The 15,298-nt window shown below is 35.3% G+C and carries 15 protein-coding genes; 10 read left to right on the top strand and 5 right to left on the bottom strand.

What is annotated here, in order from left to right; genetic code table 11:
• Positions 1–110: 110 nt before the first annotated feature.
• The 5 genes from remB to dnaA all read right to left on the bottom strand — a co-directional run bounded on the left by remB (position 111) and on the right by dnaA (position 5,060).
• Positions 111–401 carry an extracellular matrix regulator RemB gene (gene remB / locus B494_RS0106655; RefSeq protein ID WP_017471604.1) on the bottom strand — a complete coding sequence of 97 codons (291 nt, stop codon included), beginning with the start codon at positions 399–401 and terminating at the stop codon, positions 111–113.
• 2 nt (positions 402–403) lie between these two features.
• Positions 404–1,528, bottom strand: a complete 1,125-nt coding sequence (gene recF, locus B494_RS0106650) for a DNA replication/repair protein RecF (protein WP_017471603.1) — start codon at positions 1,526–1,528, stop codon at positions 404–406.
• Between the two features lie 208 nt (positions 1,529–1,736).
• A complete protein-coding gene (gene yaaA / locus B494_RS0106645; protein ID WP_017471602.1) occupies positions 1,737–1,958 on the bottom strand; it encodes a S4 domain-containing protein YaaA in 222 nt (73 codons plus the stop codon).
• 419 nt (positions 1,959–2,377) lie between these two features.
• Positions 2,378–3,520: a DNA polymerase III subunit beta gene (gene dnaN / locus B494_RS0106640; protein ID WP_017471601.1), complete on the bottom strand. Its 1,143-nt coding sequence runs from the start codon at positions 3,518–3,520 to the stop codon at positions 2,378–2,380.
• A gap of 187 nt (positions 3,521–3,707) precedes the next feature.
• Positions 3,708–5,060, bottom strand: a complete 1,353-nt coding sequence (dnaA, locus tag B494_RS0106635; protein WP_017471600.1) for a chromosomal replication initiator protein DnaA — start codon at positions 5,058–5,060, stop codon at positions 3,708–3,710.
• A 582-nt stretch (positions 5,061–5,642) separates the two neighbouring features.
• On the opposite strand from dnaA, the gene rpmH reads away from it, so the two are divergent.
• From rpmH to B494_RS0106585, 10 genes are all read left to right on the top strand, one after another.
• The gene (rpmH, locus tag B494_RS0106630; RefSeq protein WP_017471599.1) at positions 5,643–5,777 is read left to right on the top strand and encodes a 50S ribosomal protein L34; all 135 of its coding nucleotides are present in this window, start codon (positions 5,643–5,645) and stop codon (positions 5,775–5,777) included.
• A 209-nt stretch (positions 5,778–5,986) separates the two neighbouring features.
• On the top strand, positions 5,987–6,328 hold the full coding sequence (rnpA, locus tag B494_RS0106625) for a ribonuclease P protein component (RefSeq protein WP_017471598.1): 342 nt from the start codon (positions 5,987–5,989) through the stop codon (positions 6,326–6,328).
• Positions 6,329–6,462: 134 nt separating this feature from the next.
• Entirely contained in the window at positions 6,463–7,236 is a 774-nt protein-coding gene (gene spoIIIJ / locus B494_RS0106620) for a YidC family membrane integrase SpoIIIJ (RefSeq protein WP_017471597.1), read from the top strand.
• 2 nt (positions 7,237–7,238) lie between these two features.
• A complete protein-coding gene (gene jag / locus B494_RS0106615) occupies positions 7,239–7,856 on the top strand; it encodes an RNA-binding cell elongation regulator Jag/EloR (protein WP_017471596.1) in 618 nt (205 codons plus the stop codon).
• 376 nt (positions 7,857–8,232) lie between these two features.
• Complete coding sequence (mnmE, locus tag B494_RS0106610) at positions 8,233–9,609, top strand: tRNA uridine-5-carboxymethylaminomethyl(34) synthesis GTPase MnmE (RefSeq protein WP_017471595.1); 1,377 nt, start codon at positions 8,233–8,235, stop codon at positions 9,607–9,609.
• 25 nt (positions 9,610–9,634) lie between these two features.
• Entirely contained in the window at positions 9,635–11,539 is a 1,905-nt protein-coding gene (mnmG, locus tag B494_RS0106605) for a tRNA uridine-5-carboxymethylaminomethyl(34) synthesis enzyme MnmG (RefSeq protein WP_017471594.1), read from the top strand.
• Positions 11,540–11,563: 24 nt separating this feature from the next.
• Positions 11,564–12,280, top strand: coding sequence for a 16S rRNA (guanine(527)-N(7))-methyltransferase RsmG (rsmG, locus tag B494_RS0106600; protein ID WP_017471593.1), 717 nt, complete (start codon positions 11,564–11,566; stop codon positions 12,278–12,280).
• Positions 12,281–12,536: 256 nt separating this feature from the next.
• Entirely contained in the window at positions 12,537–13,391 is an 855-nt protein-coding gene (gene noc / locus B494_RS0106595; protein WP_017471592.1) for a nucleoid occlusion protein, read from the top strand.
• 249 nt (positions 13,392–13,640) lie between these two features.
• Positions 13,641–14,414 carry a ParA family protein gene (locus B494_RS0106590; RefSeq protein ID WP_017471591.1) on the top strand — a complete coding sequence of 258 codons (774 nt, stop codon included), beginning with the start codon at positions 13,641–13,643 and terminating at the stop codon, positions 14,412–14,414.
• Positions 14,395–15,246, top strand: coding sequence for a ParB/RepB/Spo0J family partition protein (locus B494_RS0106585; RefSeq protein ID WP_017471590.1), 852 nt, complete (start codon positions 14,395–14,397; stop codon positions 15,244–15,246). Before B494_RS0106590 ends, B494_RS0106585 begins: the two co-directional genes overlap by 20 nt.
• The last annotated feature ends 52 nt before the right edge of the window (positions 15,247–15,298 follow it).

Below are 15,298 nucleotides of genomic sequence, written 5' to 3'. Positions count from 1 at the left end.
TGATTCACCTACACTCTCATTTAAGACACAATCGATTAAGATGGTCTGATTTTATTTATATTAAAAAATCGTAAACGATTTGATTGAGCAAATATTATGTGGTCAAGCCATCATGTATCATAAGTATCACTATCGGTATAATCATCTAAATGACTTAATGTCGAGATCATGCTCGCTCTTTTCCTTAACGTTAAAATCGATAAAGGACTATAGTAGACATGATCTTTTGTAATGATAATTGATTTAGTCAAATCATGATCTAACTGAGGCATATCTTCTACTTCTTCTTGATGTTCGATCATCTCTTCATTAATCGAAGATGACGCTACATACTGTTGATCAATCATTACAATGATCTGATCTGAACGAATCACTTGATCATCACCAATATGAATAAACATAATTAGCCTCTTTTCTGTTTCGTTATTGAACCATTCTCGACATAAAATAGTTCTGCTTGGTTGATCGTTTCATGTTGAATATCAGTAATGCTCGTTGTAGAAACAAACGTTTGTACTTTACCTTTAATGGTATGTAATAAATGTGATTGACGATATTGATCCAATTCACTTAACACATCATCTAATAAAAGAACGGGGTATTCTCCGACTTCACTTTTTATTAATTCAATTTCAGCTAGTTTTAAAGACAGTGCTGTCGTCCGTTGCTGTCCTTGTGATCCGAAGGTTTGCACGTTTCGATCATTGATATAAAAAGATAAATCATCGCGGTGAGGACCATACAACGTACTGCCACGATCAATCTCTTTATCTCTATTTAGATTAAAGGTGTCGTTATATATCCTCTTTATTTTTTCCTTATCATCGCTTTCTAATACATCAATCGTTGCATCATAAGAAATCGTTAAATTCTCTTTGTCTTGACTAATGCCTTGATGAATCGATGCAGCCCATTTCCGAAGTAACGTTAAAAATAAAAAGCGTTTTTCAACAATCACACGCGCATGGTCGATAAGTTGTTCAGTGAGTACATCTAACATGGTTTGATCAGTGGTCTTCCGCCTTTGTAACGCCTTTAACAAAGCATTGCGTTGTTTTAATATTTTTTGATATTGCCCAAGATGATAAATATACACAGGCTGTATCTGGCCAATTTCCATATCAATAAAGCGTCGTCTAACCTGAGGACTTCCTTTTACCAGATTAAGATCTTCCGGAGCAAACATAACCAGATTAAGTGCGCCTATATAATCACTCAATCTTTTTTGTTCTAGATGATTGAGCTTTGCTCTTTTTCCTTTGGTTGAAAATTGAATTTCTAGTGGGATATGATATTGTCTTTTAAAGACCGTACCTTCTATTTTAGCATAACTTTGCTCCCATTGAATAAGTTCTTTATCTTTAGCTGTTCGATAAGATTTAGAAAAAGCTAGAACATAAATAGCTTCCATCAAATTGGTTTTACCTTGCGCATTTTCACCGATAATCACATTGATCCGATCATCAAAGGTGAGTTCAAGCTTTGGATAATTCCGATAATTCATTAACTTTATATCTTTAATGTACATAGAATGATGCCTTCCTTTTTATACGATTAAGAAAGTGACTAAGTAGGTGGCTAATAGTATGAGATAACACTGCAGTGTTTTTCTTATACTTAGGACTTTTAATTTCCGTTTCATGGGCTGACGGTAATACTTTCCTAATCGATAATAAAACCAAGGCATTACCTAAAGAAAACAGTCCATTGCCTCGTTGTAGAGAAAATGAAGTCGATTAGTTAGTTATAATGCGGTAGCTACCTACATCTTCAATTTCTATTAAGTCACGATGGTATAATTTACGCCCTCTACGTTGATCTTGCTCTCCATTTATAAAAACAGGATATTCACTTAAAAATAATTTAACCATACCTCCACTTTCCACGATATTGGACAACTTTAAAAATTGCCCAAGTTGAATGTATTGCGTATCAATTTTAAATTCTTCTGTTTCCACTATATAACTCCTTTCTTTAGTTAGGAAAAACTGTATTTGTTTAGCTTTCACGAATGTCGTTATTTTTATTTATCTCAGATAACCGTCCATAAAACGCCCACTGATTGAAGGTTCGTTTTATGCTAACTGTTTAAAGAAGCTAATCTCAGTCATCTATATAAGTCTTTCGAAAAAAAGCTCAAACTTTCCACTTTTAGCACAATTGCTCCGATCACACATATGCTCTACTATCTATTTTACTAAAGATTGTCCGAATAGCAAAGTACCCAGCTGATATGGGTCCGTTTAAATAACAAATAAAAGAAGATAGAGCAGACATGATCAAGCTCTATCTTGAAAAAACTCCGTATTTATCACAAATAACCGTCTTTGAAAACGTCTACTGATTAAAGGTTCGTTTTATAACTAATTAAAACCATCTAATACGTTCTTACAGGTAAAATAAGCTGCAAAATTTGCTCATTTTCATGTGGTTTAATAATAAATGGTCGCATTGCCCCTGTAAAATCAATTTCTACATGATCTTCTTGAATAATTTTTAATGCATCAATCATATATTTAGCACTAAAAGAAATCTTTAAATCTTCACCGTTAATACTTTCTGTGGTTACTTCCTCGATGACTTGACCAACTTCTGGCGTATTACTACTTATTTGTAGTTGATTATTTCCTTTTGTCTCTAGCTTAACAACGTTATTTCTATTTTCTTTAGCTAAAAGTGAGGCTCGGTCAATTGCTTGAAGTAAGGCTTTAGTCTGTGTTAATACAGTCGTTTTGCTTTGTTCTGGAATAAGTCGTGATGTCTCTGGATAATTGCCTTCTAATAAGCGTGAGAGAAAGTATAAATTTTTAGTTTGAAATAATATTTGATTTTCTGTAACACTTATAGACATTGTTTCTTCACTGTCGTCAATGATTTTATTAAGTTCAACTAAGCTCTTCCCTGGAATAACAACATCTTTAAATGATAACCCTTCATTTTCAGTAGATAAAGGAATTTTACGTGAAGCTAAACGGTGACTATCTGTTGCGACAAAGTTTAATAGGTTGTCTTCTAACCGCATATTTACGCCTGTTAGAATAGGGCGCGTTTCTACAGTTGAAACTGCAAACACGGTTTGTTTAATTAATTCCTTGAGAAGATCATTTTTAATTTCAAAACTATTATCGGTATGTAAGACAGGAAGTTGTGGATATTCCATAGCATCTTGACCGTTGAGGTGAAATTCAGATCCTCCTGAAACAATATTGACTTGAAATTGATCATCCGTATTAATTTCTAATGTTTTTAATGGGAGTTTTCGGATAATATCAGGGAAGTATTTTGATTGGACAACAATTTGACCTGGTTCTATTTGTTCAACATTAACGATCCCGTCATTTTCTTTTGGAATAAATGATTCAATTGAAACATCTGAGTCGCTTCCTGTTAATTTAATGCCTGCTTCTATTGCTTCAATTTTTATACCTGTAAGAATAGGAATAGTTACACGAGAAGAAATAGCTTTCATGACGTGTTGTATACTCTCTAAAAGTAAATCTCTTTGAATAATAAATTTCATGAATAAAATCCTCCTAATGGAAGTATATTATATATTATTTATTAATAAAAAAATAGTAGTAATAGTAATAGGGCTTGTGGTTATGTGGATAACATATAAAAGTAGTAATCATCTCAATGTTATCCACCTGTGGATAGAATGTGTGTAACTATGAATGACTATTCACACTATACACATGTTGATAACCTTATAAACTTTTCAACTGTTCTTTTATTTCTTCAATTTCTCGATTTAATAAATGGTCATCACTTATTAATTTTGATATTTTTTCGTGAGCATGAATGACCGTTGTATGATCACGCCCGCCAAATTCTTCGCCAATTTTGGGTAACGAGAAGTCGGTTAATTCCCGTGATAAATACATCGCGATTTGTCTAGGAAATGCTACTGATTTCGTTCGTTTCTTCGCCGCAAACTCCTCTAACTTCATATTATATTTTTCAGCAACAAGCTCTTGAATACCAGCTATTGTGATCATTTTAGGTCTTGCACTAGGGATAATATCTTTTAATGCTTCAGCAGCCAGTGATGCATCGATGTCTTGATTGATTAAAGATGAGTAAGCGACTACCCGTATAAGTGCACCTTCTAATTCTCTAATATTTGTATCAATTTGATTGGCAATATAAAGCATGACTTCATTAGGAATATCTAATCCTTCTGCCTTCGCTTTTTTTCTTAATATAGCAATACGAGTTTCTAAATCGGGTGGTGTAATATCTGTAATCAATCCCCACTCGAAACGCGAGCGTAAACGATCTTCTAACGTTGGTATTTCTTTGGGTGGTCGATCGCTAGAGATAATAATTTGTTTACTCTCTTCATGCAGTGTGTTAAATGTATGAAAAAATTCCTCTTGGGTTTGTTCTTTTCCAGCTAAAAATTGTATATCATCTATCAATAGGACATCGACATTTCGATACTTACTTCTAAAATTTTCTGCTTTATTGTCACGAATAGAGTTAATAAACTCATTGGTAAATTTCTCTGATGATAGATAAACAACTTTAGCATTGGGATTGTGATCTAACACATAGTGACCAATGGCATGCATGAGGTGTGTTTTTCCTAATCCGACACCCCCATAAATAAATAGTGGATTGTATGCTTTAGCAGGGGCTTCAGCAACAGCTAATGAAGCAGCATGAGCAAATCGATTACCAGATCCAATAACGAATGTGTTAAAGGTGTATTTGTCATTTAACATCGTTTTCGAAGCGTCATGTTGTTCTTGGTCTTTAACTGGCACTACTTTTGGTGTCTGATTGGCTGTTTGATCAGTTGTACGTTCATTTTCAGGAATAATAAATTTTGTTTTAAGTTGTGCTCCTGTTACTTCAAAAATAGCATCAGAAATAAGATTGCTGTACCTATTTTCTAGCCAGTCTCTTGCAAATTCATTTGGAGCAGAGATAACTAAGGTATCATCAGTAATGCTATCGGCATTTGTATTCCTTAGCCATGTATCAAAACTAGGTTTACTAACCTTTTCTTTGATGGCTAATAATGTACTTGCCCATAACTCTTCGATATTTTCCATCGATAGGCCCCTTTCTCAAATTATAGCTAAACGCCATTAAAGATATAAAAAACCTCTCGCAATCTATTTTAGCAAAATAGATCGAAAGGTTAAGTTTGATTGTGGATATTAAAAAAGGATCATAGCAATAAAAAAGAACAATTATTCAATTTATACACAGACATGTTAATAAGTTAATAGACAAGTATGTGTATAAATGTCCACAGGTTATCCACCGACTGTGGATATGTTTAGCTACTTCACACAGTTTTAAACAATTAAGCACAGTAATAATATCAAAAAAAGAGCAAGAATGCAAGGTGTTTCGACAGTTATCCACATATCCTTGTACATGTTTACTTTTTTCATCCACAAGCATTGAATTTGTGGTTTATTTGTCGATAAATTGTGTGGATAATAAAATCTTGTCATGTATCATTAACAAGCCGTGTGGATAAGTTATTTCGATTTCTTTTTTAAAATTTTTATTTGTCTAATCGGTTGTTTCCCCGATTTATTGTTGACAGGTACTGTTGTTATTACGTATAATGAACAGGATTGTCTCAATAGTGATTTTTAATTCCTCAGGGAGGTGTAGATATAATGAAACGCACATTTCAACCAAATAATCGTAAACGTAAAAAAGTTCACGGCTTTCGCTCTCGTATGAGCACTAAAAATGGACGTAACGTTTTAGCACGCCGTCGCAAAAAAGGAAGAAAAGTATTGTCAGCTTAGGCCACTGAAATTGTCAGTGGTCTTTTTTCCACATTATTTAAGGAAAGTGTCAGTATGAAATAATGATGTGACAAGGCATTTTTAAAACGTTAATGTATATCCTAAGTGAATAGATCGCTGGGGCGTAATGAAGGTTTTGTTTAAAGTGAAATGGTTAACATGTATAGATAGAGAAAGCAGATTATTTGTAGATTTGGAGGTAACAGTACATGAAAAAAAGTTATCGATTAAAAAAAAATGAAGATTTCCAAAACGTCTTTAAACATGGAAAATCATTTGCTAATCGTCAATTGGTACTGTATTATCTTCAAAAGAAAGACCAATCCCATATAAAAGTTGGTCTTTCTGTTTCAAAAAAAGTCGGTAATGCTGTGGTTCGCAATCGCGTTAAGCGTTATCTGCGGCAAGCGTTTCTTGAGCTTGAGCACCAAATCGAACCCGAGTATGATTATGTCGTTATTGCTAGAGTGGCAACAAAAGATATCGATTTTCATCAAACCAAAAAAAGTCTAACTCATGTGTTATTTAAATCCCATTTACTAAAGAAATAATCGATTTGAAGTGGCTATTCCCAATTTATAAAATGACTTTAATAAAGATTGTAGTATTAAAGTGAAGATAGTGATAAAATAACAGTTGAGTTTTACATATACAGATCGATGAATGGATGTTAAGGAGGAAGATCATGCGCAAAAAGGTCTTAATTGTCGTGGCCTTATTAGGTTTAGTACTACTTTTATCAGGATGTGGTAATGTCAATGAACCCATTACAGCTGAAAGTGAAGGTTTCTGGGATTCATATTTTGTTTTTCCATTGTCTTGGTTAATTATTAATGTAGCTAATTTTTTCAATGGAAACTTTGGAATAGCGATTATTATCGTAACGTTATTTTTCAGATTACTCCTTGTTCCATTGAATGTAAAGCAATTAAAAAGTTCTAAAGCGATGCAAGAAATACAACCGCAGTTAAAAGAATTGAAAGAAAAATACAGTTCTAAAGATGCACAAACACAACAGAAATTGCAAGAAGAAACGATGAAGTTGTTCCAACAGAATAATGTTAATCCAATGGCAGGTTGTTTACCGATATTTGTTCAAATGCCAATATTAATTGGATTATATCAATCGATTATGCGTACACCTGGTTTACAAGAGGGTAGCTTCCTCTGGTTTGAGTTATCTCAATCAGATCCGTTTTACATTTTACCAATTGTTGCTGCTGGTGCGACATTCTTACAGCAAAAACTAACGATGGCAGGAACAAATGCTACACAAAATGCAGGAAATCCTCAAATGACGATGATGCTTTATATGATGCCAATTATGATTGGGGTTATGTCGATGTTCTTCCCTGCAGCTTTAGCATTGTACTGGGTTGTAGGTAACGTCTTTATGGTATTACAGACAATTTTTATTCGAAAACCGTTTAAATTTCAACAAACAGCGGGAGGAAAATAAAAGTGAAACAGGTAACTGCTTCTGGACAAACTGTCAAAGATGCGGTCCAATCAGCTATACAGCAACTTAACACCACAGAGGACCAAGTTAATATTGAAATTATTGATGAAGGCAAGAAAGGTATGTTTGGTATTTTTGGTGCGAAACGAGCGATCGTTAAAGTATCAATTAAAGAAGATCCTATTGATCAAGCGGTTACTTATCTGAAGGAAATTGCCACCGCGTTTTCTGAAGATGTAGCCATTACGGTGAAACGAGAAGGAAAGCAAATATATTTTGATTTGTCGGGTCATAAAATTGCAATGATCATTGGGAAGCGTGGTCAGACTCTAAATGCTATACAGCATTTGGTTCAAGTTATGATTAATCGTATTTCTTCAGAACATTTTCGTATTGTTATTGATGCAGAAGGTTATCGAAATAGACGCCGAATAACGCTTGAGCAGTTAGCTCATCGTTTAGCGGATAAAGCAATAAAAATTAATAAAGACGTGGCATTAGAACCGATGCCTTCGTCTGAACGTAAAATTATTCATAGTGCGTTACAGGATAATCAGCAAGTGGAAACATGTTCTGACGGTACAGAACCTAACCGCCATGTCGTTATTCGAGCACTGTAATCCATTTAGAAATGGGGCTGGGCCATAACTAGCCGCAAATAAAAAAAGTTCCAAGCAAACCTTATTGCTTGGAACTTTTTTTTGCGATTACTCATCTTGCCGGCCCTGTTTTTCCCGTTCTGTTTGCCTCTCACTGACATTTAAGCGAAACTAAAATGAGCCCCTGTGGATAAGTTGGGATTGTTAAAGAAGAGCGGTTATCCACAATAAATCGATGTCCTATGCGGCTTAGTGAAAAAGTTATCCACTTGTGTATAATTTAATCCTTTCTTTTTGAGTAGGATATATGGTATTCTATTAAGTTAGTGACAGTAATTCAAAATAAGTTCACATTTTTTATATAAATAAGGAAAAAATGATAGTGGAGGTGATGAGAATGGATTTAGATACGATAGCTGCGATTTCTACTCCAATTGGAGAAGGAGCGATTGCGATTGTTCGCCTGAGTGGAGATCAAGCGATTGATATCGTTAATCAAATGTTTGAAGGCAAGGATTTAAATACAGTTGATAGCCATACCATACATTACGGTAAAATCATTGATCCAGATAGTAAAACAATGATTGAAGAAGTAATGGTAAGTGTGATGCAAGCACCCAAAACATTTACTAGGGAAAATGTTGTTGAAATAAATTGCCATGGTGGCTTAGCATCTGTTAATCGCCTATTAGAAATGAGCCTTCAACTAGGTGCGCGTTTAGCAGAACCTGGTGAATTTACAAAGCGGGCTTTTCTAAATGGACGTATTGATTTATCACAAGCAGAAGCGGTGATGGATTTAATTCGAGCTAAAACAGATAAAGCGATGGGTGTGGCAGTAAAACAACTTGATGGTAAATTATCAAAGTTAATCAAGCGATTACGTCAGGAATTAATTGAGACGGTTGCTCATGTGGAAGTCAATATTGATTACCCAGAGTATGATGACGTGGAAGAAATGACAAAAAATATAATGTTAGAGAAAACCAAGCTTGTTTATCAGGAGATTGAGCGTTTATTAGCAATGGCGAGACAAGGTAAAATTTTAAGGGAAGGTATTTCAACCGCAATCATTGGACGACCGAATGTTGGAAAGTCTTCACTTATGAATGCTCTTGTCCAAGAGAATAAGGCGATTGTAACTGACATACCAGGAACAACACGTGATGTTATTGAGGAATATGTAAATGTTCGAGGTGTTCCATTGCGATTAGTTGATACAGCAGGGATCCGTGATACGGAAGATATCGTAGAGAAAATCGGGGTAGAGCGCTCAAGACAAGTTTTAAAAGAAGCTGACTTAGTTTTACTTGTTCTAAATTTTAATGAATCGCTTACGGAACAGGACCGTCAATTGTTTGAATTAGTTAAGGATTTAGATGTTATTATATTGGTCAATAAGACAGACCTTCCGAACAAAATTGACCTTGATCAAGTTGCGGATCTAGCGAAAGATCATGCGATTGTTAACATGTCACTTTTAGAAGAGCAAGGAATTGATCAATTAGAAGAAGCCATTGCCCGTTTATTCTTTGCAGGGCAAATTGAATCTGATGATTTATCTTATGTTTCTAATGTAAGACATATTCAATTGCTAAAACAAGCACTAGCTACATTAGAAGATGCAACGTCTGCAATTCATGCTGACATGCCGATCGATTTAATACAAATTGATGTAACAAGGACTTGGGAATTGTTAGGTGAGATTGTCGGCGATACGGTTCAAGATAGCTTAATTGATCAACTATTTTCACAGTTTTGTTTAGGGAAATAAGTAAAAAAGAAAAGGAGCGATAAAGATGGTCTATAATGCAGGTCATTTCGATGTGATTGTTATCGGGGCGGGTCATGCTGGCGTTGAGGCAGCTAATGCTGCGGTTAAGCGCGGTGCCAAAACGTTAATGCTTACATTGAATTTAGATATGATTGCCTTTATGCCATGTAATCCATCAATAGGTGGCCCTGCAAAAGGGGTAGTTGTCCGTGAAATTGACGCACTTGGTGGGTTAATGGGTAAAGTGATTGATAAAACATATATTCAAATGCGTATGTTAAATACCGGAAAAGGTCCAGCAGTTCGTGCCTTGCGTGCTCAAGCTGACAAACCTTTATATATTCAAGAAATGAAATATCAATTAGAAAAGTTAGAAAACTTAACGATTCGTCAAGCAATGGTGGAAAGACTGATTATTGAAGAGGGTGTTTGTAAAGGGGTACTAACGGAAACAAACGCTGCTTATTATGCGAAATCTGTCATTATTACGACAGGCACATTTATGAGAGGTAGCGTTATTATTGGAGACTTATCGTATCAAAGTGGTCCTAATAATCAACGTCCATCTGTTAAACTTTCTGAGCATTTAGAGGAGCTTGGTTTTGAGCTTGTTCGTTTTAAAACAGGTACACCACCTCGTGTCAATGCTAATACCATTGATTATAGTAAAACTGAAATTCAGCCTGGTGATGATAAACCTAGTCATTTCTCTTATGAAACAACAGAAGCGATTGTCGATCAAATACCGTGCTGGTTAACATATACAAATGAGAAGACACACCAAATTATTGATGATAATTTAGCATTATCCGCCATGTATTCGGGCATGATTAAAGGGACAGGCCCACGTTATTGTCCCTCAATTGAAGATAAAGTGGTTCGATTTCATGATAAACCACGTCATCAAATCTTCTTAGAGCCAGAAGGTAGAAATACTGAAGAGGTTTACGTGCAAGGGTTCTCCACTTCATTACCGGAATCTGTCCAACACGAGATGTTACGGTCAATTGAAGGTTTAGAAGCAGCAGAGATTATGCGTTCGGGTTATGCGATTGAGTACGATAGTGTCGTCCCCACACAGTTATGGCCAACGCTTGAAGTAAAGAATGTCCCTGGCTTATTTACTGCAGGGCAAATTAATGGCACATCCGGTTATGAAGAAGCTGCTGGTCAAGGGTTAATGGCTGGAATTAATGCTGCGGCCCGTGCTCTAGAGGTTGAATCGCTAATTCTTGATCGATCACAAGCTTATATTGGTGTGTTAATCGATGACCTTGTGACGAAGGGGACAAATGAGCCATACCGTCTTCTTACCTCACGTGCTGAATATCGTTTGTTGTTACGTCATGATAATGCAGATATTCGTTTGACAGACAAAGCCTATCAATTAGGCTTAATTAATGAGGAGCGCTATCAAGCTTTTCAAGGTAAAGTAGCACTTATTGAACAAGAAAAGAAACGATTAGCTAAACAAACGATTAAACCTTCTTCCCAAATTGACCAACTATTGAATGAAGCAGGTGGAACAGGATTGAAGGAACCCATTAAAGCATTAGACTTGCTTAAGCGTCCAGAAGTAAGTTATCAGTTAATTAAACGTTTGGTACCTGCCGATGTTACACTGCCAGAAGAAGTTGAAGAGCAAGTGGAAATCCAAGTGAAATACCAAGGTTATATTGATAAATCAAACCAACAAGTTGACAGAATGAAAAAAATGGAAAACAAAGTAATTCCAGAAAATATTGATTATGATGCGATTAGTGGGTTAGCGACAGAGGCAAAACAGAAACTTAAGAAGGTGCGTCCACTATCTGTTGGTCAAGCTTCTCGAATTTCAGGTGTTAATCCTGCCGACGTTTCGATTTTACTTGTTTATATTGAACAAGGTCAAATAGCGAAGCGGACGAGTGAAGTTGAACGTCAAGCTTAGTCTATGTTAAGAAGGGAATTAACTATGAATATTGACACATTTATTAATAAACTTGAAGAAAAAGGCATCATGTTATCAGATAAGCAGATACAGCAGTTTCAGACGTATTATCAGACATTGGTAGAATGGAATGAAAAGATAAACTTAACTGCTATAACTGAGGAAACTGAAGTTTATTTAAAGCATTTCTATGATTCGATTACAGCAAGCTTTTATATAGATTTCACGCAGTCATTATCGATATGTGATGTTGGTGCAGGGGCCGGATTTCCTAGTATACCTTTAAAAATATGCTTTCCACATCTAAATGTAACCATCGTGGATTCATTAAAGAAACGGATTACTTTCTTAAATCATTTGGCTGAGAAATTAGATTTAAGCGGTGTGGCGTTTTACCATGATCGAGCAGAGTTGTTTGCTCAAAATTCTAACTTTAGACATCAGTATGACCTCGTTTTAGCCCGAGCTGTTGCCAAAATGACGGTCTTAAGTGAACTATGCTTGCCTTTAGTTAGAACGGGTGGAAAGTTTGTGGCAATGAAAGGTCCAAATGCCGAGCTAGAGTTAAAAGAAGCTGATGCAGCAATTGAACTTTTAGGTGGGGTATTGAACAATTTATATTCATTTCATTTACCAAACGATCAAGGGGAGCGCCATATTGTTTGTATTGATAAGAAAAAAAAGACACCTAAGCGCTATCCAAGAAAGCCGGGAACACCAGCGAAATCACCACTTACATGATAGTGGGATAGATATGAATGCCTTCAGATAATATTTTCATATAATCCTTTACGAAATAGAAGGATTATATGGTAGAATAGTAGAAGTATATTAGTCATGGGATAATTTTGTTTAAACGAGTCGTGTGGAATTAAAATGTTTCACGTGAAACATTTTAATTCCGACTTACGCGTTATAAGCATATAAGTTGTTAAGGACAAGTGAATAATTTTTTTCAATGTAAGAAGGGATTTCGGAAGAAAAGGTGGTGTTTTTATTGTTACCTCCATTTAGTCGTATATTTGGAATGGGTGATAAAGAGCAATCGTTTGAAGAAGAGGTTTATAATCAAGGAGAAGTCGTTCATATTCCTGTTTCGGAGATTTTACCTAATCGCTATCAGCCGCGAACGATTTTTAATGAGGAGAAAATTGATGAACTTGCTCAAACGATTCATACGCATGGAATGATACAACCGATTGTTGTGCGAGAAATAGAAGACGGTGATAAACGTTATGAAATCATCGCTGGAGAGAGACGATATCGAGCTGTTAATACATTAGGATGGGAAACTGTTCCTGCTATTATCCGTAATATGAATGATAAAGAAACAGCTTCAGTTGCACTTATAGAAAATCTACAACGTGAAGAACTAACAGTTATTGAGGAAGCAAAAGCTTATGAGCGTTTGTTAACGATTCATGAGCTAACTCAAGAAGCACTAGCTCAACGATTAGGTAAAAGTCAATCAACGATAGCAAATAAGATGCGTTTATTAAAGCTCCCAGAGTCTGTGCAACAAGCAATTTTAAATAAATCTATTACAGAAAGACACGCAAGAGCTTTAATCGTTTTAAAAAATCAAGACAAGCAAGAACAACTTTTACAAGAAGTTATAGAAAAGCAACTTAATGTTAAGCAAACAGAAGAACGTATTGAGAAAATGATGCAAACACCTGTGAAGCAAAAGAAACCAAGACTAAAAGGTTTTAATAAAGATATGAGGATTGCAATGAATACCATTCGTCAATCACTTGATATGGTTTCCGATACAGGTGTTAAGCTGGAAACAGATGAGCAGGATATGGATGAGTATTACCAGATCACGATAAAAATAGCTAAAAATAAGTAATTAATCTGATTTAGTAACTTAAAGAGAACGAGTCTTCGACAGTTTAAAACCACTGTCAGTGGATTCGTTTTTTTATTCATGGGACTTTACATTGAAATACGCTGTTTTTTCGGTTATTGCAGCCACTTGAGTTTTTAAAAAAGCATCATTTATATAAAACGATAAAATATCTGGACAATTTACGATGTTTATTTTGAAAAAAAATGATAGAATAGATGTGATAGAGTTTTAGACTAGGTAGGTGACACGATGGGAAAAGTAATCGCCGTAGCTAATCAGAAAGGCGGCGTAGGAAAAACAACATCAGCTGTTAATTTAAGTGCATGCTTAGCACATTTAGGATATAAAACACTACTTGTTGATATTGATCCACAAGGAAATGCAACAAGTGGGGTAGGTGTTAATAAAGCAGATATTGACCAGTGTATTTATAATGTGTTAGTTGAGGACTTAGTTGCTGCCGACGTGTGCGTTCCTACAGCAGTTGAACATTTAGATGTAGTACCAGCTACTATACAATTAGCTGGTGCAGAAATCGAATTAGTACCAACGATTTCTCGAGAGGTTCGTTTAAAGAAAGCTTTAGAATCATCCTTAGAGCACTATGATTTTATTATTATTGATTGTCCACCATCTTTGGGTTTGCTAACTTTAAATTCATTAACAGCGGCAGACAGCGTTTTAATACCGGTGCAATGTGAATATTATGCACTTGAAGGTTTGAGTCAATTGCTAAATACAGTTAGGCTTGTTCAGAAACACTTAAATAAGGCGTTGCAAATAGAAGGTGTCTTATTAACGATGTTAGATGCTCGAACAAATCTAGGGTTACAAGTCATTGATGAAGTAAAAAAGTATTTTCAAGATAAAGTTTACCAATCAATAATTCCTAGAAATGTTCGACTTGGTGAGGCACCAAGTTATGGACAACCTATTATAACTTATGATTCCAAATCCAGAGGCGCTGAGGTGTATCTTGATTTAGCAAAGGAAGTGATTGCAAATGGCGAGAGGGTTAGGTAAAGGTATTAATGCTTTTTTTCCTGAGTTAGAAGAAGAAGAAACAAGTCAAGACGAAAAAATATTGCAGGTCGAACTATCTCAATGTAGACCCAATCCTTATCAACCGCGCAAAACTTTTCAAGTAGAAGCGATAGAAGAATTAAAAAACTCAATTTTGGAATATGGTATTATTCAACCTTTACTTGTACGGGAGTCGATCAAAGGCTTTGAAATCATTGCTGGTGAACGCCGATATCGGGCGGCAAAGGAAGCAGGTTTAGAAACAGTTCCTGTTATCATTAAAGAGATGAATGACCAAAAAATGATGGAATTGGCCTTGTTAGAGAACTTACAGCGTGAGAATCTGACGCCAATTGAAGAAGCACAGGCCTACGTTAATCTTATGAAATCATATGATTTAACACAAGATGATCTGGCAAAGAAATTGGGTAAGAGTAGACCGCATATTGCTAATCTTGTTCGTTTATTGCACTTGCCAGCTCAGGTAACAGCAATGATAAATAACGGTGAACTAACAATGGGACATGGTCGTGCCATTTTAGGTTTAAAAGATAAAGAGAAATTGAACCCACTAATTAAAAAGATTACAACCGAAAAATTAAATGTTCGACAAGTGGAATTATTAATCCAACAATTGAATGACAAGAAACCACACGATAAAACACCAAAAATAAAAAAGGATATTTTTATCGCGGAACGAGAAACCCACTTAAGAGATTTCTTAGGAACAAATGTTAAGATTCATAAAGGTAAGAAAAAAGGGAAAATAGAAATTGATTTTTTCAACAATGAAGATTTAGACCGGATTATCGATATGCTACAAAATTCATAATACATTAATAAATGTCTGATTTGAGTTAAGCTCAAATCAGACATTTATTTAA

It is taken from the genome of Amphibacillus jilinensis Y1 (assembly GCF_000306965.1).
Lineage (GTDB): Bacteria > Bacillota > Bacilli > Bacillales > Amphibacillaceae > Amphibacillus_C > Amphibacillus_C jilinensis.
The sequence above is the reverse complement of the archived record's forward strand: the minus strand, read 5'-3'. Positions and strand labels throughout refer to the sequence as shown.